Origin of the sequence: Pseudomonas sp. G11-1 (assembly GCF_024031555.1) — a bacterium.
GTDB lineage: Bacteria > Pseudomonadota > Gammaproteobacteria > Pseudomonadales > Pseudomonadaceae > Halopseudomonas > Halopseudomonas bauzanensis.
On sequence record NZ_QEYQ01000002.1, the window covers coordinates 616,944 to 637,442 of the forward strand.

The 20,499-nt window shown below is 61.1% G+C and carries 20 protein-coding genes, 2 tRNA genes and 1 riboswitch; of the genes, 9 read left to right on the forward strand and 13 right to left on the reverse strand.

All coding sequences use genetic code 11. From position 1 onward, the window contains the following. Positions 1-42 precede the first annotated feature (42 nt). Entirely contained in the window at positions 43-1,215 is a 1,173-nt protein-coding gene (locus tag DHB74_RS09010; protein ID WP_499161245.1) for a baeRF3 domain-containing protein, read from the reverse strand. A 102-nt stretch (positions 1,216-1,317) separates the two neighbouring features. After that, positions 1,318-2,097: a class II glutamine amidotransferase gene (locus tag DHB74_RS09015; protein WP_036990616.1), complete on the reverse strand. Its 780-nt coding sequence runs from the start codon at positions 2,095-2,097 to the stop codon at positions 1,318-1,320. 100 nt (positions 2,098-2,197) lie between these two features. Here DHB74_RS09015 and DHB74_RS09020 point away from each other — a divergent pair, with 100 nt between their 5' ends. After that, entirely contained in the window at positions 2,198-3,532 is a 1,335-nt protein-coding gene (locus DHB74_RS09020) for an amidohydrolase (RefSeq protein ID WP_499161246.1), read from the forward strand. 110 nt (positions 3,533-3,642) lie between these two features. Next, on the forward strand, positions 3,643-4,746 hold the full coding sequence (zapE, locus tag DHB74_RS09025) for a cell division protein ZapE (protein WP_499161387.1): 1,104 nt from the start codon (positions 3,643-3,645) through the stop codon (positions 4,744-4,746). Positions 4,747-4,788: 42 nt separating this feature from the next. Here the strand turns inward: zapE and DHB74_RS09030 are convergent. Continuing rightward, positions 4,789-4,865, reverse strand: a tRNA-Asp gene (locus tag DHB74_RS09030). Positions 4,866-4,878: 13 nt separating this feature from the next. Continuing rightward, positions 4,879-4,954 (reverse strand) — tRNA-Val (locus tag DHB74_RS09035). A 289-nt stretch (positions 4,955-5,243) separates the two neighbouring features. Between DHB74_RS09035 and DHB74_RS09040 the strand changes: the two genes are divergently transcribed. Together DHB74_RS09040 and DHB74_RS09045 are read left to right on the forward strand one after the other, a co-directional pair. Continuing rightward, positions 5,244-5,573 carry a hypothetical protein gene (locus DHB74_RS09040; RefSeq protein ID WP_499161247.1) on the forward strand — a complete coding sequence of 110 codons (330 nt, stop codon included), beginning with the start codon at positions 5,244-5,246 and terminating at the stop codon, positions 5,571-5,573. After that, a complete protein-coding gene (locus DHB74_RS09045; RefSeq protein ID WP_499161248.1) occupies positions 5,570-6,067 on the forward strand; it encodes a hypothetical protein in 498 nt (165 codons plus the stop codon). Before DHB74_RS09040 ends, DHB74_RS09045 begins: the two co-directional genes overlap by 4 nt. A gap of 62 nt (positions 6,068-6,129) precedes the next feature. On the opposite strand, the gene yghU is transcribed toward DHB74_RS09045, so the two are convergent. From yghU to hrpB, 9 genes are all read right to left on the reverse strand, one after another. After that, positions 6,130-6,972 carry a glutathione-dependent disulfide-bond oxidoreductase gene (yghU, locus tag DHB74_RS09050; RefSeq protein ID WP_036990617.1) on the reverse strand — a complete coding sequence of 281 codons (843 nt, stop codon included), beginning with the start codon at positions 6,970-6,972 and terminating at the stop codon, positions 6,130-6,132. A 101-nt stretch (positions 6,973-7,073) separates the two neighbouring features. Beyond that, on the reverse strand, positions 7,074-8,150 hold the full coding sequence (locus tag DHB74_RS09055) for a sulfate/molybdate ABC transporter ATP-binding protein (RefSeq protein WP_136869288.1): 1,077 nt from the start codon (positions 8,148-8,150) through the stop codon (positions 7,074-7,076). Between the two features lie 104 nt (positions 8,151-8,254). Beyond that, a complete protein-coding gene (gene cysW, locus DHB74_RS09060; RefSeq protein WP_051611018.1) occupies positions 8,255-9,133 on the reverse strand; it encodes a sulfate ABC transporter permease subunit CysW in 879 nt (292 codons plus the stop codon). Between the two features lie 10 nt (positions 9,134-9,143). After that, positions 9,144-9,974, reverse strand: coding sequence for a sulfate ABC transporter permease subunit CysT (cysT, locus tag DHB74_RS09065; protein ID WP_136869287.1), 831 nt, complete (start codon positions 9,972-9,974; stop codon positions 9,144-9,146). Between the two features lie 59 nt (positions 9,975-10,033). Continuing rightward, positions 10,034-11,050, reverse strand: coding sequence for a sulfate ABC transporter substrate-binding protein (locus DHB74_RS09070; RefSeq protein WP_136869286.1), 1,017 nt, complete (start codon positions 11,048-11,050; stop codon positions 10,034-10,036). Between the two features lie 219 nt (positions 11,051-11,269). Beyond that, entirely contained in the window at positions 11,270-11,449 is a 180-nt protein-coding gene (locus DHB74_RS09075) for a DUF2292 domain-containing protein (RefSeq protein WP_280165428.1), read from the reverse strand. A 190-nt stretch (positions 11,450-11,639) separates the two neighbouring features. After that, positions 11,640-12,206, reverse strand: coding sequence for a TMEM165/GDT1 family protein (locus DHB74_RS09080; protein ID WP_499161249.1), 567 nt, complete (start codon positions 12,204-12,206; stop codon positions 11,640-11,642). Between the two features lie 25 nt (positions 12,207-12,231). Beyond that, a riboswitch (yybP-ykoY riboswitch) is annotated at positions 12,232-12,426 on the reverse strand. 26 nt (positions 12,427-12,452) lie between these two features. Beyond that, positions 12,453-13,472 (reverse strand): methyltransferase, encoded by a 1,020-nt coding sequence (locus DHB74_RS09085; protein WP_169304592.1) that lies wholly within the window; start codon positions 13,470-13,472, stop codon positions 12,453-12,455. Between the two features lie 78 nt (positions 13,473-13,550). Beyond that, positions 13,551-16,094 (reverse strand): ATP-dependent helicase HrpB, encoded by a 2,544-nt coding sequence (gene hrpB, locus DHB74_RS09090; protein WP_499161250.1) that lies wholly within the window; start codon positions 16,092-16,094, stop codon positions 13,551-13,553. 112 nt (positions 16,095-16,206) lie between these two features. On the opposite strand from hrpB, the gene DHB74_RS09095 reads away from it, so the two are divergent. The 5 genes from DHB74_RS09095 (at position 16,207) to DHB74_RS09115 (ending at position 20,266) form a co-directional block, all read left to right on the forward strand. Next, on the forward strand, positions 16,207-16,617 hold the full coding sequence (locus DHB74_RS09095) for a hypothetical protein (RefSeq protein ID WP_036990623.1): 411 nt from the start codon (positions 16,207-16,209) through the stop codon (positions 16,615-16,617). Next, positions 16,617-17,537 carry a cation diffusion facilitator family transporter gene (locus DHB74_RS09100; RefSeq protein ID WP_036990624.1) on the forward strand — a complete coding sequence of 307 codons (921 nt, stop codon included), beginning with the start codon at positions 16,617-16,619 and terminating at the stop codon, positions 17,535-17,537. The genes DHB74_RS09095 and DHB74_RS09100 overlap by 1 nt, the downstream gene beginning before the upstream one ends. Before the next feature lie 287 nt (positions 17,538-17,824). After that, a complete protein-coding gene (locus DHB74_RS09105) occupies positions 17,825-18,313 on the forward strand; it encodes an Lrp/AsnC family transcriptional regulator (RefSeq protein WP_074780250.1) in 489 nt (162 codons plus the stop codon). 29 nt (positions 18,314-18,342) lie between these two features. Further along, the gene (locus tag DHB74_RS09110; protein ID WP_074780248.1) at positions 18,343-18,543 is read left to right on the forward strand and encodes a DUF2788 domain-containing protein; all 201 of its coding nucleotides are present in this window, start codon (positions 18,343-18,345) and stop codon (positions 18,541-18,543) included. Between the two features lie 73 nt (positions 18,544-18,616). Continuing rightward, positions 18,617-20,266 (forward strand): isovaleryl-CoA dehydrogenase, encoded by a 1,650-nt coding sequence (locus tag DHB74_RS09115; RefSeq protein WP_499161251.1) that lies wholly within the window; start codon positions 18,617-18,619, stop codon positions 20,264-20,266. Positions 20,267-20,499: the final 233 nt, after the last annotated feature.

Here is a 20,499-nt window from a genome sequence, read left to right on the forward strand (position 1 = left end):
CTTTCGCCCCCTCTCCCCTCGCAGGAGAGGGGGGTCACAAGATCAGAACCTGAATACCGCCGCCGCGCCGGCGCCGCCCTCCATCATGCCTTTGGGGAGAACTACTACCTCGGCCCCCGTCTGGAATGCTCGAGGAATCAACTGATCGAGCACATCGGCACCCCCTTGCGTGGTATCACTATCCGCGTCATACAGATCCACCGCTCCGTTCTGCGGATTCACCACCCCCGGCACGCTGCGACCCGACTCGACCAGCAGCAGCGCTACCCGCCCGGCATATACCGCCTCACCGATCTCTGGAAGGCTATCGCAGGCCAACTGCTTGCCTTTGGCAGCGCCGTAGCGTTCCAGAATGCTGTCCAGCCAGGCACTGTGCCGGCGGCTCATGATTTCCGTCGCCTCGCGACGCAGTTCGGCGGCTTCCAGCAAGGAAGGATCCATCGGGATACCTTCTTCCAGCAGCTGTGAATTGTGACTGATCGCCCGAAAAGCCGCCTGGTTACGGGGCAGGGCTGCCAGAATCAAGGGCAGGCCCGGACGGGAATGATGCTCAGTGATGGCTTTGTCGATCGCACGGAAATAGCGCTCACGATCGACGTCTATTTCATCCTGTTTGCCACCGCCACCGGCCTCATGCGGAGTCATGCCTCCGGCCTTTTCTGCAGCCCGACTGAAGCCACCGGGGTACCCGGCCTGATTCTTGTCGGTCAATTCCGAACCCAGTGCCTCTTCCAGGTTACGCGGTACCGATGGGTGCAGCTCGACCTGATGGGTGACGTGGCGATCCCCCTCGCATAGCCGCACCGCATCTCGGGTCACACAGAGAATCTGGAAGCTCTCCGCCAACTGGCTGATACGCAGCAGCGGTTGCAGATAGGGTTGGCGATCCACCCGGATGCGCTCCTCCACGACCTGATGGAGGGAAAAGACCCTGAACAGGTCTTCGCTGCCCAACACCGCGAGCCCGCTCCGCGGGGAATTCCATAGTTCGTCTTCGTTGAGCAGCGCCTCAAACTTCTGCAGTAACTTCTGCTCCGTCGGGGCGGTTGCTCCGTCCATCTGCTCACGCAGTTGGCGCAGGAGATTCCGGTAACGGACCTTGTTCTGTTCTCGCTCGGGAAATGTCCGCTCCATGGGCATGTAGAGCGAAACGAAAGTCTGACCTTGTAACTTCAGCAGTTCAGCCAGTGCTGCTCGCGTGATGTGTTCGTACATATGCAGTCACCTCGATCGTGGAGCCTCCCTGATTACGACGAGGTTGATGGCTGCGAGTTCAGACAGTCCGACCGCCTGCCGTCGCCTGCCCTTACCTGCATTTCAATCAGCAAGACGGCCTTGCCGAATACTTTCACCGCCTTGCCAGAGGTGCCACTCGCCCGGCTGGCAGGCATGCCATTGCTCGTTGCTGGTCAGCGGCTCGGTGGCAATTACGGTCACCACATCATTCGGCGTCGTGTGTTCCTGAAAATCCACGGCCATTTCCACATCGCGCAGATGAGCCGGGCCGAAAGGCGCTCGGCGGGTGATCCAGGCCAGCTTGGTGGTGCACAGGGTGAACAGCCACTCACCATTGCTCAGCAGCAAATTGCATACCCCCCGCGCCGCATACCCGGCGCACGCACTCGTCAGGCAATCGAGGAGTTCGGCCTGGCTCGGCTGTTCAGCGAACTGGCCGCGCAGACGATTGAGCAGATCGCAGAAGATGGCTTCGCTGTCGGTGTTGCCCACTGGTTGGAACGGACCCGGGCCAGCCACGAAGCCATTGATCTGGCCGTTGTGGGCACAGGTCCAGTATTGCCCCCATAGCTCGCGGGTAAACGGATGGGTGTTGGCCAGGCTGACGCGCCCCACATTGGCCTGGCGGATATGGCAGATCACATTTTCCGATTTGATCGGATAGCGCTCGATCAACTGGGCGATGGCCGAACTGTGGCATGGCGCCGGGTCATGGAAGCAACGAACGCCCTTGCCCTCATAGAAGGCCACGCCCCAGCCATCACAATGGGGCCCCGTCTTGCCGCCACGCTGCATCAATCCGGAAAAGCTGAAGCAGATATCCGTCGGCACGTTGGCACTCATACCCATCAGTTCACACATCTCACATCTCCGTTACCGCCCGACCGCCGGGACCATCTTGGCCGAACATGGTACCGTAGATAGCGTCTCACCACCCATGCACACCCAACAGGGCAGATCCATGATCACGCTACGCAATTCCCTTCTCCCCGGCGTCACCGCCGGCCTCCTGTTCAGTCTCGGTGCCTACGCCCAAACCCCAGTCACCGACCTCGAGCAGCAAATCCGCAAGGATATCGCCAGCATTGAATCGCAACTGATCGAATGGCGACGCGACATTCATCAGCATCCGGAACTCGGCGAGCAGGAAACCCGCACAGCGAGGTTGGTGGCTGAGCATCTCAAGAAACTGGGGCTGGAAGTGCAGACCGAGGTCGGTCGCACCGGCGTGGTCGGCATTCTCAAGGGTGCCAAGCCCGGGCGCACGGTTGCCCTGCGCGCCGACATGGATGCTCTGCCGGTGAAAGAACCTGCTGGCCTGCCCTTCGCTTCGCAGGCTACCGGCATCTATCACGGCACCGAAGTCGATGTGATGCATGCCTGTGGCCATGACGCTCACACCGCCATGCTGATGGCCACCGCCGAGGTGCTGACCGGCATGCGCGATCAGCTCGAGGGCACCGTCATGTTCATCTTCCAGCCCGCCGAAGAAGGCTCCAGCCTGGTCCAGCCCGGCCCGGACGCCAACTGGGGCGCCAAGCTGATGCTCGAGGATGGCCTGTTCAAGACGCACAAACCCGATGCGGTGTTCGCCATGCACGTGATGCCCGGCCCATCGGGCGAGCTGAGCTGGCGCAGCGGCGCCACCACCGCCGCCAGCGACATGCTGAACATCACCGTGACCGGCCATCAAGGCCACGGCGGCATGCCCTGGAATACCATCGATCCCGTGGTGGCGTCAGCCCAGGTGATCAATGGCGTGCAGACCGTGGTCAGCCGCAAGGCCAACCTGACCCGCTCCCCGGCGGTGGTGACCATTGGCAGCATTCATGGCGGCAGCGGGCCGAATATCGTTCCGGAAAGCGTGGCCATGTCCGGCACCATTCGCACCTATGACCAGGGCGTTCGCGACAAGCTGCGCGATGACCTGACGCTGAGCGCGGAAAAGATCGCCGAAAGCGCCGGTGCCACTGCCAAGGTCTCCATCGAGCCGATGTACAGCACCACCATCAACGACGCTGAGCTTACCGAGCGCATGGCGCCGGTGCTGGAACGCGCCGCGGATGGCAAGGTCGCGACAGCAGAGTTGCCCGGCGCCGCCGAGGACTTCTCCTTCTTCGCCCAAGAGGCACCCGGCCTGTATTTCTTTCTCGGGGTAACGCCTGACGGCCAGGATCCGGCCACCGCCGCGCCCAACCACAACCCGGAATTCTTCGTCGATGAAAGCGCACTGGTGGTAGGCAGCCGGGCGATGACCATGCTGGCAGTCGATTTTCTCAATAATGACGAAAGCTGAATACGCCAACCAGACCGGGCCCTGACGGCCCGGTTACCGCTCGCGCTGGCAAGCCGCATATCGGTTTATGGCCAGCGGGCTGAATGATATTGCTGATACACTCCGGCCCCATGACCACGCAATCTCCCCTGAGCCTGTACCAACAGGCCATCGCCTACCAGGGGTTCATCCCCGACCCGGCGCAGCAGAACGCCGTTGACCATCTGCAGAACTGTTTCGAGGCATTGCACACCGGCAGAACCACACCACCCCGCGGAGTCTATCTCTGGGGTCCGGTGGGTCGCGGCAAGACCTGGCTGATGGACAGTTTCCACAGCAGCCTGCAGGTGCCCAGCCGGCGCCAGCATTTCCATCACTTCATGCAATGGGTGCACCGCCGGCTGTTCCAGCTGACCGGCACCGCCGACCCACTGAGCAGTATCGCCCGTGAACTGGCGACCGAGGTGCGGGTGCTCTGCTTCGATGAGCTGTTTATCAGCGATATCGGCGACGCCAGCATTCTCGGCCGGCTGTTCATCACGCTGTTCGAGGAAGGTGTGGTGCTGGTCGCCACGTCCAACCAGCCGCCGCAGCAGCTGTATGAGCATGGCCATAACCGCGAACGGCTGCTGCCGGCGCTGGCAGCCATGGAGCGGAACATGCAGGTGGTCGATGTGGATGGCGGCCAGGATCACCGGCTACATCCGGGGCAGCAACACCAGCGTTATTGGGTTCAGGACGCAGCAGCGTTGGCGGGGGTATTCGAGCGGCTGCGCGGCGGTACTGCGGTATCCAGCGAACCGGTGCAACTCAATCATCAACAGCTGCAACCGCTGCGCCATTGTTCACAGGCGGTCTGGCTCACCTTTGCCGAACTCTGCGAACGCCCCCTGGCTGCCGCTGACTTCATGGCGCTGTGCGACCGTTTCCCGGCCATTCTCCTGGGGCAGGTGCCCGCTCTGAGTAGCGCCCAGCGGGACGCGAAGATCGCCCGCGGCACGGAAGATGCGGTGGAGCAGGTAACGGCCGGCGACCGGGTGTTACCGCCGCTATCGAAACAGGACGACAGTGTGCGCCGGCTGATTGCCCTGGTGGATGAATGCTATGACCGGCGAGTGCCGCTGTATATCGAAGCCGCGGTGCCCCTGACCGAGCTCTATACCGAAGGCGCCCTCACCTTCCCGTTCCGCCGCACGCTCAGCCGTTTGCAGGAAATGCAATTGGCGCGCTTCTGAACGAAAAAACCCTCGCATCTCTCGATGCGAGGGTTTCGGATATGGCGCAGCGGACGGGACTCGAACCCGCGACCCCCGGCGTGACAGGCCGGTATTCTAACCAACTGAACTACCGCTGCGCGTTACCTCGAGTGGTGGGTGATGACGGGATCGAACCGCCGACCCTCTGCTTGTAAGGCAGATGCTCTCCCAGCTGAGCTAATCACCCATTTGCTCTCGAAGTGGAGCGCATTCTAGACAGGTTTTACCGCTAAGGCAATCGCTACTGATCCTCAAATATGGAGAAAGTCGACACAGCCCCTTCACTAATGGCATCAACTGCAGCGTCTTGGTTAATGCTGCGCCTGGGAGTATCCAACCCCGAATCAGACTACGGTAATGCGCCAGCCGATTTGCCTTTAAAGGTAACCACTTCACAATTTCGAGCGCATTGATTTGACTTGAGTTTCGCCGGTCGCGAGGATCTACGCTCTGACTAACGACACTATGGAAGCCTCATGCAATGCCCAAGCATCGATAACCTGGAGCTATCTCAGCGCAGCAAGAATGCGGTGGAGTCAATACGTAGTGTAGAGCGTTTTTCTCTGGCACTGCAGCGCGTGGCTGTGGGCGGTGTAGTAATGAATATCTTCGCAGGCAACAACTCGCTGCAATCTTCCTATGCAATCGCCTCCACTGATTTCGTTGCCATGACGAAGGCACTGGCAGCAATCCCCAGTATCGCCCGTCGCCGTATTTCCAATATCGCTCAGGAAACGGCATTCTACGTAACCGACCACAATGAGATGGTCTTTTGGAACGCAGTCGTTGCGGGATGCAAACAATGAAACCGATACCCATGTGTTTGCTGATCTTCGTGATAGCCGGCATCGTCCATGCGAAAGACAATCCATCCCATTTAATTCAAATCAGATTGAATGACAGCATCACCCACCTTGAGGGCCGGGAAGAGCACTGCTATGCGGATGAAAACGTGCTGCCAGAGGATACGCTGCATAATGTAGCGCTGGATCCTGAACAGAAGAAAGTGGTGTTGTCCTATTTTTATTTCAAGAACATAACCGATTGTACTGAAGAAGCAGTGAAGAGCTATCTTCTGGAAGCTGCTCTTCTGGCTTCATTGGCACCTGATCGGGCAGACGATATTCGTGACGGCAACGAGCTCATCATTCATACCCATCTCGCTAAAGCCAGGGCGGAGGCCAACTATTTGACCCTGCCCCGTCATGTCAGAGAGAAGCTTGAGCAGATCGCCATCCTACAACGCCCTTTCAACTTGGGGTTATCCGCCAAAGTGATTATTCCAGCCAACCAGAGATAATCTTCTTACAGAGGCTTCTCTCGCTGGCTGGTCGATTTTCCCGAGCTATTACCTATTCACGCTCAGTGATCGAAATCACTCGCCGCATGCCGTTCCGGCACCTGCTCATCCAGCTCGCCCCAGGTGCGGTTGACCTGTCGGCCGCGCTGCACGGCAGCACGTTGACCAACCTCCTCGGCCCAGCGCAATACATGGGTATAGCTGTGCGCTTCGAGGAACTCCGCCGCCTCGTATACCTGGTTAGTGGCCACCCCGCCGTACCAGGGCCAGATTGCCATATCGGCGATGCTGTACTGCTCGCCGGCAACGTAGCGGTTATCCGCCAGCTGGCGATCGAGCACATCCAACTGCCGCTTGACCTCCATGGTGTAGCGGTTGATTGGATACTCGAACTTCTCCGGCGCATAGGCATAGAAATGACCGAAGCCGCCACCCAGAATGGGTGCGCTGCCCATCTGCCAGAACAGCCAGTTCAGGCATTCGGTGCGCCCGGCGATGTCCTGCGGGATGAAGTGGCCGAACTTTTCCGCCAGATACAGCAAAATGGAGCCGGACTCGAACACCCGCAGCGGCGGATTGATGCTGGTATCCAGCAGCGCCGGGATCTTCGAGTTGGGGTTGATGCCCACAAAACCACTGCCGAACTGATCGCCTTCACCGATGCGAATCAGCCAGGCGTCATATTCGGCCTCGGCAATGCCCAGCGCGACCAGTTCCTCCAGCATGATAGTGACCTTGACCCCGTTGGGTGTTGCCAGGGAGTACAACTGCAGCGGGTGCTTGCCTCGGGGCAACTCACGCTCGTGGGTCGGGCCGGCGATAGGACGATTGATGTTGGCAAACTTGCCGCCATTATCCTTGTCCCAGGTCCAGACCCGGGGTGGTGTGTAGGTGTCGTTACTCATTCTGTTCTCCCATGCTGATTCCAGCGGGACGCCCGCCGGAGAAGAATGACATGGGAGGATACTAGCCCCGGCGGGCGCCACTGGCCACCGCAGTCACCGAATCAGGCGCTGCGGATTTCCCCGTCCTCCAGGAAGATTCGGCTGTTTCGTGGCCTGATCCAGGCATCGCCACCCTGCACCAAACCCAGTTCGCGGAAGCGACTGCGGGACATTTCCGCATGTACCGTCTGGCTGCTGCTCTCCGTCTGCAGCTCCAGCCGTACCCGCGGCCCGATCACCGACACCAGGTCGATCCGCGCATGCAGACTAGCGGCGCTGGCGCCCGGCAGCACGTCGATATCGTAAGGCCGTACGTAGGCCACCGCCGCACTGTCCGGCTGGCTGGCATATTCCGGCGCGGGAACCTGCAGCTGCCCGATCTGCGCCACGCCGTCACGAACCCGCGCACCGAACTGATTGACGCTGCCCAGGAACTGATAAACGAACGGATTGGCCGGATGGTCATAGACCGCTTCCGGGCTGCCATCCTGTTCCACCCGGCCGTGGTTCATCACCACCACCCGGTCAGACACCTCCAGCGCCTCCTCCTGATCGTGGGTTACGAACACGCTGGTGACGTGGATGTCATCGTGCAGGCGTCGCAGCCAGCGCCGCAGTTCGGCACGTACCTTGGCATCCAGCGCACCGAAAGGCTCATCCAGCAGCAATACCTTGGGCTCCACCGCCAGCGCCCGGGCGAGCGCGATACGCTGGCGTTGGCCGCCGGACAGTTGCGAGGGCAGGCGGTCGGCGGTCCAGTCCAGCTGTACCATCTCCAGCAGGTGCATGACTTTCCTGCGAATCTCCGCCTTGCTCGGCCGCTGACTGCGGGGTTTGACGGTCAGGCCGTAGGCGACATTCTCATAGACGCTCATATGCTTGAACAACGCATAGTGCTGGAAGACGAAGCCGACGCCGCGCTCGCTGACGTGCAGATCGGTGGCGTCCTCACCATGGAAACGGATACGCCCGCTGTCCGGTTGCTCCAGTCCGGCAATGATCCGCAGCAAAGTGGTCTTGCCCGAGCCGGATGGACCGAGCAATGCGGTCAGTTCGCCATTATTGAGGGAGAGACTGACATTATCTACGGCGACAAAATCGCCAAAGCGCTTGTTTACCTGATCGATTTCAATACTCATTGCGCGTACTCGCTTCAAAGGGGAACCGGGATTACCTCGGGCATTTCCCAACAATCACAACTTGCTTCTTTACCCTGACCTTGTAGAGCTGACCGCTCCCACAGCTACCGCCGCGTCCTGCGCTCGCCCAACCATTCAACAAAACCCTTCACCGCAATGGTGACCAGCGCCAGCCCGGTCAATAGCGAAGACACGGCAAAGGCGGCGGTGAACATGTATTCGTTGTACAGCACCTCGATATGCAGCGGCATGGTATTGGTTTCCCCGCGAATACGCCCCGACACCACTGCCACCGCGCCGAACTCGCCCAACGCCCGCGCATTGCACAGGATCACCCCGTAGATCAGCCCCCACTTGATGTTCGGTAGGGTCACATACCAGAAGGTCTTCCAGCCACTGGCCCCGAGAGTCAGCGACGCCTCCTCCTCTTCCTTGCCCTGTTGCTGCATCAGCGGGATCAGCTCGCGGGCAATAAAGGGCATGGTGCCGAAGGCGATCACAATGATGATGCCGGGCACGGCGAAGATGATGCGCATGTCGTGCGCCGCCAGCCATGGACCGAGCCAGCCCTGGGAGCCGAACAGGATGACGAAGATCAGCCCCACCACCACCGGCGAGATGGCAAAGGGCATGTCGATCAGCGAAATCAGGATCGGCTTGCCGCGGAACTCGAACTTGGCAATCGCCCAGGCGGCAGCTACGCCGAACACCAGGTTGATCGGCACCACAATCAGCACCACCAACAGGGACAGGCGAATCGCCGCCAAGGCATCCGGCTCGTTGATCGCGGCCCACCAGACCTGCAGGCCCTGCTCGAAGGCGCCATACAACACCACCGTCAGCGGCAGCACCAGAAACAGCGCCAGAAAGGTCAGCGCAATGCCAATCAGCATCCAGCGCAGCCAGGCCGGTTCGTCGGTAGCGCGGCGCCAACGGGCCGCCAGCTCGGGGTTGCCCACGTGAGTCAGTACTTGAGTCGTCATTGGAGTCTCCTCACCAGCCACGACGCTGTGTCCACCACTGCAGCCCATTGATCAGCAGCAATAGCAGAAACGCGGCCACCAGCATGACGGTGCCAATGGCCGCAGCACCCTGGTAGTCGTACTGTTCAGTCTTGGAAACGATCAGCAGCGGGGTGATCTCGGTGCGATAGGGCATATTGCCGGAGATGAACACCACCGAGCCGTACTCGCCCACGGCACGGGCAAAGGCCAGCGCATAACCGGTCAACAGGGCCGGTAACAGCGACGGCAGTATCACTCGGCGGATCGTGGTGAAACGACTTGCGCCCAGACTGGCGGAGGCTTCTTCGCGCTCGGCTTCCAGGTCCTCCAGCACCGGTTGTACGGTACGTACCACAAAGGGCAAGCCGATATAGGTCAGCGCAACCACCACGCCCAGCTGCGAGTAGGCCACCTTGATGCCGAAGATATCAAGGTACCGCCCTACCCAGCCGGTCGATGCGTAGAGCGTTACCAATGCGATACCGGCCACCGCGGTAGGCAGGGCGAACGGCAGATCCACCAGCGCATCGACGATCTTCTTGCCGGGGAAGGTATAACGCACCAGTACCCAGGCAACCAGCGCACCGAACACCAGGTTGATGGTCGCGCCGATCAGCGAAGCGCCGAAGGACAGTTTGTAGGAGGCAACCACTTGGGGATGGCTGACGGCTTTCCAGAAGTCATCCCAACTCATCATGGAGGTGTACAGCAGCAGCCCACCCACCGGAATGAGAAAGATGAAGCCCAGATATAGCAGGCTGAAACCCAAGGTCAGCCCGAAACCGGGTATGACCCGTCGTTGCTTGGCGGCAGACAACATTCATCACCTCGAAAAGAGCCCGGGCGTTAGCGCCCGGGTTGGCCATGTACCGGCGTCGATCAACGTCTGGAAATGCTTTCAAGAATGCTGTCGAACCTGCCACCGTCGTTGAAATGATCGTTCTGCGCCTTTTCCCAGCCACCGAACACCTCGTCGATACCGAACAGCTCGACATCGACGAACTTGTCGGCAAACTCCCTGGCGATCTCCGGGTTGCTGGGACGGTAGTAGTGCTTGGCCGCCAGGCGCTGCGCGTCATCGCTGTACAGGTATTGCAGGTAGCCCTCGGCGGTCTTGCGTGTACCCTTGCGGTCGACGTTCCTGTCGACCACGGTCACTGGCGGCTCGGCGAGAATGCTGACCGACGGCACGACGATCTCGAACTGCCCTTTGCCCAACTGCTCGACCGACAGATAGGCCTCGTTTTCCCAGGCGATGAATACATCACCCAGGCCGCGCTGGACGAAAGTGTTAGTGGCGCCTCGGGCGCCTGGATCGAGTACCGGCACGTTGGCGAACAGCTTACTGACGAACTCGTAAGCCTTGTCCTGATCGCCGCCGTTTTGCTTCAGGGCATAACCCCAGGCCGCGAGATAGTTCCAGCGTGCACCACCGGAGGTTTTCGGGTTGGGAGTGATGACTTGCACGTCATCGCGCACCAGGTCATTCCAGTCCTTGATGTTTTTCGGGTTACCCTTGCGCACCAGCAGCACTATGGTCGAGGTATAGGGCGAGCTGTTCTTGTCCAGACGGCTTTGCCAGTTTTCCGGAATCAATTGGGCGTGCTGACGCAACGCATCCACGTCATAGGCCAATGCCAGGGTCACCACATCGGCATCCAGACCGTCGATTACCGAACGGGCCTGGGAGCCCGACCCACCATGCGATTGACGCACGGTAACGGTATCGCCGGTAGCCTGCTTCCAGTAGTCACCAAACGCCCGGTTGTACTCGCGATAGAATTCGCGGGTAGGATCATAGGACACGTTCAGCAGGGTGATATTGTCCGCCAGCACGGAGCCGGCCAGCAGCGTGGCAAGGCCACCCACCAGGGTATTGCGCAGAATTTTCTTCATGATAAGCACTCGGTAAAAGCAATCTGGGAAATCGGTCAGAGTCGGCTTCGATTACTGGCACATTCGTGTGATGACGCTTTTACTGAGGTGGGTCTGACTGGATGTGGCAAGCCGTGTCATGGTGTTCTCCATTATCGTGACGGTTGCACACACCTCTGGTGGTCCAGTCGGCGGGTGTTTACTGAAAACTGTGTTGGCGCAATCCCCGTGGTCGGGTAATCAGGACGTTCGTGTCGGCGGCTGGAAGCGGATCTTTTCCTTGCGTTCGATCTGCACCACCTGACCGTTATGAAGGGTGATTTCCACTGCACCGAACTGAATGCTTTGCAGCGCTTCAGCGATGGCGGCCAGCACCTTCTGATCGTCCACAGCCGCATGCAGTGATGTTGTTGCGGTCATGGTCTTGCTCCGGATCATGGTTTGATACTCGCGTATCGACGGAGCAGATATTAGACAGGGAGACATATAGCTAAAAATAATATTTTGGAACTTACTTATATATTAAAGGAATAAAACCATGTTGCAGAAGGGTAGGAGCGCCCTATCGGCGCGATGGCGCCCGTCAGGACGCCCCGCTCACCCATGGTGCCTACCCCAGCGCCATCCAGCCTGCGTACAGGCCCAGCAGCAGGAAGATCACTGCGGTAATCCCCCGAATCAGCCCCAACGGCAGCTTGCCCGCCGCCGCATTGCCAAGAAATACCACCGGCACGTTAGCCAACATCATCCCCAGCGTGGTACCCAGCACCACCCACAGATAGGCATCGAATTGCGCAGCCAGTACCACGGTTGCCACCTGGGTCTTGTCGCCCATCTCGGCCAGAAAGAAGGCCACCAGCGCTGCCATGAAGGCGCCGTAACGGCTGATCGGCGGGGTGTCGTCCTCATCCAGCTTGTCCGGCACCAGGGTCCAGGCCGCCACGGCCAGAAAGCTGATCGCCAGCAAGGTGTACAGCCAGGTATCGCTGAGCAGGTCGGCAACCAGTTGCCCCACCGCACCGGCCAAGGCGTGATTGGCCACGGTGGCCAGTAGTATTCCCCAGATGATCGGCCAGGGCCGACGGAAACGTGCTGCCAGCAATAACGCCAGCAATTGGGTCTTGTCGCCGATCTCTGCCAGCGTGACTACCCCGGTTGAAACGAAAAAAGCTTCCACGGATGTTCCACAAGAGGGCGGGTCGACCATTCCAATGACATACGAACACCCCCGCCCTCGGCTGGTGTTCCTATGTCAAAGGTCTCGTCAGACCCAGTCACCCAAGGTGACGGCGGGTCGCAAACGCCACGGCCTGCGGGCCGAATATGTTGACGTTTGCCGTGGAAGAAACTTCAGAAAGAAATCTCTTCCGGAGAGACTACTCCCCTAAGACGGCGGCCACTGTAGCAAGGCCCGCCGGTTGAATCAACCCGGCGCGATCGCCGAATACACCTTGAACCGATTGTTCTCGCGCAGCACCCGACATGGTCCAATGTGCTCCTCGATCAGCGGCGGATATCGCAGAAACCCATTGGCAACGATGCGCAGCTCACCACCGGGCAGCAGGTTGCGGGTGACTTCATTGAAAAATGCCTCGGCGATGCTGGTGTCATGGCGGATGCCGGTATGAAATGGCGGGTTGCTGACCACTGCGGCAAAGCGGCCATGCACGTCACTCAGGCCATCGGAAGGATAGACCTGCGCTTGCACTCCATTGACCAGCAGGGTCTGCTCGGCACAGTACAGCGCCATGGCATCGACATCCACCAGCTCAAAGCGGGTGTCCGGATTACGCCGGGCCAACACCGTGGCCAGCACCCCGGCACCACAACCGAAGTCCAGCACTTTGCCCGGCGGCAGCGGTGCCAGTTCCTCCAGCAGCAATTGACTGCCTTCATCCAGCCGGCCATGGCTGAAAACCCCGGGCAGACTGACCAGTTCAACGGTCTGGTCAGGGAAGGTCAAGGCAATGGAGCGCTGCCAGTCTTCCAGGCGAAATGGCGCGGGCTGATCCTGGACGATGCAGCGCCACAGTTGGCAATGCCGGGCGGAATCCAGTTTCTCGATTGCAGCACCATGTGCCGCCAACAGTTTTTCCGCCCGGGTAATGCCGCCCTTCTTCTCCCCCACCAGATACAGTGGGCAACCGGCCCGCAGTAGCGGCGCTATCTGCGCCAAGGCGAACTCGGCGCGCTCGATGGCCTTGGGCATCACCAGAATCGCCCCCTCCAGCCCATCGACCTGTGGGCAAAGATGGGAGAAACTCAGATGCGCCTCATCCAGTCCGGCACTGAGGCCCTGCTGCACGAAATAGTCCCAGGTCCAGACATGCCAATCGGCCGGCAACTGTCGAGTCAGCCCATCCACAGGTGGGTTGACCAGCAGCAGGCGCTGGCTGGCAAACAGCTCGGCGCTGCGTTCAAGTATCTGGCTGGTATTATCCATGGCTGTGCTCCGAAGGTGAACCGGGCCGGGCATTGTACGCGGGGGCAGCAGGAGCTTAAAGATGGATTGCCCCGAACCTCAGCCTTTCCTTGGCTTGGCCCGCGTCGTCGGCTCGGCCTGCGATGGGTCATCCGGCCAGTAATGCTTGGGATAGCGCCCTTTCATGTCCTTCTTCACCTCGGCATAACTGCCACTCCAGAACCCGGCCAGGTCCTGGGTCACCTGCACCGGTCGACGCGCCGGGGAAAGCAGGTGCAGCTTCAACGCTACCCGGCCCTGGGCGATACGCGGCGTTTCGCGGCTGCCGAACATCTCCTGCAGACGCACCGCCAGTACCGGCGGTTGCTCGCTGTAGTCGATACGGATACGTGACCCGGTGGGCACCGTCCAGTGCGTGGGCGCCAACTCGTCGAGCTGTGACGGCAGCGGCCAGGGCAACAGGCCAGTGAGGATGGCTGGCAGATCCAGGTTGGCGAAGTGCGCGAGCCGGGTGACCCGGTCCAGCCAGGGGGCGAGCCAGTCTTCCAGGCCATCGAGTAAGGCCTGGTCGGAGACGTCCGGCCAGCGGCTATCAATGTCCTGCTGCTCATCCAGCTGGCGCAGCAGCAGGATACGTGCCTGCCACTGGCGCAGCGCCGGCGTCCAGGGCAACAGGCTGAGCCCCTGCTTGCGCACTACATTGCACAGGGCCCGGCTGCGCTGGGCCGGGTCAATATTCGCCAACGGCTCGCGGTGCAGCACCAGGGTACCGATGCGCTGCTGGCGCTCGGCGATCAGGGTTTCGCTACGCGGGTCCCATTCCAGGGTCTGCTCGATCTGCAGCATCTCCGGCAGATACTGCTCCAGCCACTCCGGGTCTAGCGCCGCAGCGAGAAATATCCGCGCATTGCGCTGGCTGGCATGGCCGCCGAGACTGGCAATCACCAGCCAGGGCCGCTGTTGCAGACTGTCGACCTGGGCGAAGGCGGCGGCGCGGCCATTGGCCAATCGGTAGTCCGCGCCCTGCTCGCCACGGCGCTGGGCAATGCGGTCCGGATAGGCCAGCGCCAGCAACAGGCCGGCCCAGCGCTCGCTGTCCGGCTCCGGCACGGGTTGCGCAACATCGATGCGCTCGATCAATCGCTGCCACTGCCCGGCCAGCTGGCGCGCCCGCTGCAGCGCACCGCGATCCAGGGCCGGCTCGCCAGCGGGGTGGTCGAATGCTGCCAGCCGGCGGGCGATATCCGCGTCCTCCACGCCGCGCAACAGGTCCCGCTCGCCGAGAATCGCGGCCAGCCGGCAGGCTTGACGCCCCAGCCCCAACTGCTGCCCCCGCAGCAGCATGTGCGCCAGCCGCGGATGCATCGGCAACGCTGTCAGCGCCGCGCCGTGGTCGGTCAGCTGCCAGCCCCGCTCAGTTCGTGTCAACGCCCCCAACTGGATCAGCAGATCCCGCCCCTGCTGCAGCGCCGCTCCCGGCGGCAAGTCCAGCCAGCGCAGCTCCGCCGGGTCATCTATACCCCATTGCGCCAGTTGCAGGGCCAGGGGCGCGAGATCCGCTTGCAGTATCTCCGCCTGACCCTGGGCAGCCAGCTGCTCCTGCTGGCCAGCCGACCACAGGCGATAACACACACCCGGCTCGGTACGCCCGGCACGACCTGCACGCTGCGTTGTAGCCGCCTTGGATATGCGGCGTGTGTGCAACCGGGTCATACCGGACACCGGGTCGAAGGCCGGCTCGCGGTGCAACCCCGAGTCGATGACTATCCGCACGCCGTCGATGGTCAGACTGGTCTCGGCAATCGGTGTAGCCAACACCACCTTGCGCCGCCCGGCCAGTGCCGGGCTGATAGCCCGGCGCTGCGCGGCGAAGTCCAGGTCGCCATACAGGGGGGCGATATCCACGTCAGGATAGCTGTCCAACGCATGTTCCAGCCGCCGATGCAATCGGCGAATCTCGGCTGTTCCGGGTAGAAACACCAGCAGGCTGCCGGACTCGGTGGCCAGTGCCTGCAGGATCGTCTGCTCAAGCAACGGCTCCAGCGGCTGGCCCGGCGTGGCGGCGGAGCCATAATGCACCTGCACCGGATACTGGCGCCCATCGCTGCTCACCAAGGGCGCGTTGTCCAGCAGACGGCTGACCGCCGCGGCGTCCAGCGTGGCAGACATAATCAGTAATTTCAGTGGGTTGGCGTCGTCGCGCAGATACTGCTGGGTCTGCAAGCAGAGCGCCAATCCCAGATCGGCGTCCAGGCTGCGCTCATGGAATTCATCGAAGATCACCAGGCCAATGCCCGGCAGCTCGGGGTCGGCCTGCAGCAGGCGCTGCAGAATGCCTTCGGTTACCACCTCGATGCGAGTCGCGGCGCTGACCCGGGTTTCCAGGCGAATACGATAACCGACCGTCTGGCCCACCGGCTCACCAAGCATCTGCGCCAGGCGCTCGGCAGCCGCCCGGGCCGCCAGCCGCCGCGGCTCCAGCAGGATGATCTTCTGCCCCGCCAGCCATTCACTGCGCAGCAGCGCCAGCGGCACCAGGGTAGTCTTGCCGGCGCCAGGCGGCGCCTGCAGCACCACCGCCGGCGAGCGGGCCAGTTGCTGATCCAGCTCGGCCAGCACCGTTTGTACAGGAAGATCAGACATGCACGGGATATCCGGTCAAAGGGGGCATTATAACCGCCCGCGACTTCAAGCCGTCACGGCACCAGCGTATAGTATGCAGGGTCTGGATACGTTGCCTACCCCGAGGAATATCATGCGCCTGAAAGCTCTGGCCAGCGTTCTGCTGACCACCACTCTGGTTTCCCAATTGACCGCCTGCGGCAGCATCTTCTACCCCGAACGCCGCGGTCAGATCAGCGGTGAGATCGACCCCGGCGTGGCGATTCTCAACGGTATCGGCCTGCTGTTCTATGTCATCCCGGGGCTGGTGGCCTTCGCTGTGGATTTCGCCACAGGCGCCATCTATTTCCCCGATGAACGCTACACCCTGGCCCCCGAACGCCTGCAGGAAGCTGTCGATGCCCAGGGCCAAGTCGACCCGCTTAAACTCGAAGCCATTCTGCAACAGGATCTGGGTCTGCAGCTGCCCATGCAGCATGCTCGGCTGCTGAACAGCCCGAACGGCGCGCACTTGGCCCTGCTCGGGCTGCCGGCCCGCGCCTGATGGAGATATCCGCCCAGCAGCTGAGCAAGCGCAATGCCCGCCTGCTACGGCTGGCCACCTACGCTTCGGTAATGGTCGCGATCCTGTTGATCACACTCAAGGCCGTCGTCTGGTTCATGTCCGGCTCGGTAAGCCTGCTGGCTTCACTGATCGACTCGTTGATGGATGCCGGCGCGTCGCTGATCAATCTGGTCGCGGTCGCCTACGCGCTGACCCCGGCGGATAAGGGCCACCGTTTCGGCCATGGCAAGGCCGAGGCGCTGGCCGGTCTGGCGCAATCGGTGTTCATTGCCATCTCGGCTATCGTGGTGTTGCAACAGGGTATCGATCATCTGCTCAACCCCAGGCCGCTGGAAGCAGCCTGGTTCGGGGTGGCGGTAATGCTGATCTCGATCATCGCGACCTTGTTGCTACTGGCTTTTCAGCGCCATGTGATTCAACACACCGGCTCAACCGCGATCCGTGCCGATGCCCTGCATTACCGCTCCGATCTGTTGATGAACGCCAGCATTATCATCGCGCTGATCCTGGCCTATTACGGCGTACCTGGAGCGGATGCGGTGTTCGGTATCGGCATCGCCCTGCTGATCGCTTTCAGCGCCCTGCAGATTGGCCGCGACGCGGTGCAGATCCTGATGGATCACGAATTGCCCGATGCGGTGCGCAAGGAAGCCATGGCGCTGGCTCGTAGCGTGCCCGGCGTGATCGACGTGCATGATCTGCGCACCCGCGAGTCCGGCCAGCAGTGGTTCATGCAGTTGCACCTGGAGTTGCCCGGCGACCTGTCGCTGACCGATGCCCATGAGCTGGGCGAACAGGTCCGTCACACGATCATCCGGCGCTTTCCCCAGGCGGATGTGCTGGTACACAAGGACCCGGTCCACCCCCAGCCGTCCGCACAAACGCAAACGGCCGACTGAGTCGGCCGTTTGCGCTGGGTCCGTTGAGGTATCCGGGTTGGATACTGCCTGTCCTCCGTGCCTTGTGGGCTGGGGTGGCCGGGTGACGAATCGATCCGGTAGAACCTTCCGTCTCAGGGCTGCTCGAGTGGAGCACCTGTTTGGACTCGCCGGCCAAGGCTTGAAACTTGTGATTATGGTAACGCGCAGGCAGCACCATTTCTTGTCTTTTATTGCCCATCAAGCGGTCAATTGCGCAATAATATCGCGACCAACTCAATATTCCTGCAACTACACGAGGTGGACGCATGAATGAATACACTCTGGACCGATATGATCTGAAAATTCTGGCCGCATTGCAGCAGGACGCCCGTATCAGCAATCAGGAACTGGCCGAGCGCATCGGCCTGTCGCCTTCACCCTGTTCACGACGGGTAAAACAGCTGGAAGAAAGCGGCTATATCACCCGGCAGGTGGCATTGCTCAACCCGCAGAAGCTGGGGCTGACCCTCACCGCCTTCGTGATGATCGGCATGGACCGCCATACCCCGGATCGCTTTGCCGGTTTCGAGGACACCATCCGCCAATGCCCCGAGGTGTTGAACTGCAGCCTGGTTACCGGCATGGAAGCGGATTACCAGTTGCGGGTGGTGGTGCCCGATATGGACCATTATCAGCAGTTTCTGCTGGGTACACTCACCCGCATCGAGGGAGTGTCCAGCGTGCGCTCCAGCTTTGTACTGAACCAGGTGGTCTCGAGTACGGAATTGCCGCTCAACCACCTGGTCACAAAATAGACAGCCCTTTTTCCTGACAGGAGACCATTGTGTCCTACGAAGAATTCGAAGCCCTTGCCCTGCCCTTGTCCATCTTTGCCCTGGTAGCCTTCATGGGATTCATTGTCTGGGATCTGGCAAAGAAGTCCAAGGCTGGCCGCTACGGCACCATGGTGTTGTTCTTCGCCCTGGGCCTGGGCGTGCTGGGCTTCGTGATCAAGGCCGTGATTCTTGGTAGTGTGGATGGCTGACGAGCACCCGAAGCACGACGCCAGGCTTTTCGGGTTCCGCCGACTATAAAAACAAGCATCGGAGTACCGCACCATGAACCTGCATCAGTACGCTGAAACCCATGAAGTCACCAATCAGGTGCCGCCGCTGGATGGTATCAACCTGTACCGTAGCGATCTGCCCCTGCGGCAATGGGTCCATCGTTACCGAGGTGACTGGGCCGATGAACAACTGTCTGCCTATGGCCAACTGGCCGGCGGTGCATTGATGCGGGCCGGCTTTCTGGCCAATGAAAACCCACCGGTATTCCACAGCCATGACCGTCAGGGCCGCCGGATAGACCTGGTGGAATTTCACCCCGCCTATCATGAACTGATGAGCGCAGGTATTGCCCATGGCATCACCAGCGCTCCCTGGACTGCACCGCGCCCCGGCGCCCATGTAGCCCGCGCCGCCACGATGTACCTGCACAACCAGGCAGAGGCCGGCACCAGTTGCCCGATGACCATGACCTTCGCCTGCATACCGGCGCTACGACTGCAGCCGGATCTGGCGGAGCATTGGTTGCCGAAGATCCTGTCGCGCCAGTACGATCCGCGCAATCTGCCGATGGAGCAAAAGAGCGGCCTGACCATTGGCATGGCCATGACCGAAAAGCAGGGCGGCACCGATGTGCGGGCCAATACCACCCGCGCCTGGCCGGTCGCCAATGCCGGCCCTGGCCACGCCTATGAGCTGCTGGGGCACAAATGGTTCTGCTCGGCCCCCATGTGCGACGCTTTCCTGACCCTGGCGCAGACCGACAAGGGCCTGAGCTGCTTTCTACTGCCCCGCCACCGCCCCGATGGCAGTCGCAACCAATTTTATATACAACGGCTGAAGGACAAGCTGGGCAATCAGGCCAACGCCTCCAGCGAAGTGGAGTTTCGCGGCGCCCTGGCCTGGATGATCGGCGAGGAAGGCCGCGGCGTACCGACCATTATCGAAATGGTGGCATTGACCCGCTTCGATTGCATGATCGGCTCCAGCTCGCTGATGCGCCAGGCCTTGGCCCAGGCCACTCATCATTGTGCCCACCGCAATGTCGGCGGGCGCCCACTGATCGATCAGCCGCTGATGCAGAACGTACTGGCCGATCTGGCCCTGGAAAGCGAGGCGGCGCTGGCCTTGACCATGCGCATGGCCAGCGCGCTGGACCACGCCGATGATCCACACGAGGCCGGATTCGCCCGCCTGGTCACCGCCATCGGCAAGTACTGGATCTGCAAACGCGCCCCGGCCATGATCAACGAAGCTCAGGAGTGCCTGGGCGGTGCGGGTTATGTGGAAGACAGCATTCTGCCGCGACTGTATCGCGAAGCGCCGGTGAACTCGATCTGGGAGGGCTCCGGCAATGTGCAATGCCTGGATGTGTTGCGCGCCCTGTCGAAGGAACCGGGCATCGTCGAGATGCTGTTCGCCGAGCTGGGTGATGGCGCTGGCGATCGGCGGCTGCAGGCCCATATCACCCAACTGCAACAGCACTTTGCGGACAAGGATGAGATCCAGTACCGTGCCCGTCAGTTGACCGAAGATGTGGCCGTGGCACTGCAGGCGAAACTGCTGCTGGAAGCGGGTAACAGTGCCGTATCCGATGCCTTTATCGCCAGTCGCCTGCAAGGGCATGGGCGAGTCTACGGCACCCTGCCCCGCGGCCTGGATGTGCGCACGCTGGTCGAGCGAGCGCTGCCGCAGGCCGGTTAACCCTGAAGCCAGGGTTTTCCTTCAGCCATACCCAATTAACAGGACGGTGCTGGCGGCAGGGCCGCTGATCGAGATGGAAGTCGACGGGGTCGCCATCGGCCCTCCAGAGGAAGTGCTGGCTGGTGGCATAGCATTGCCAGCCGGCAGCAGCGGCGTGCTGGCCAGCTGGGTACGAGCTGGTGCTCGAACCTCCCAGGGGTCCGGTACGCTCACTTTCTATGAGCCATAAAAAA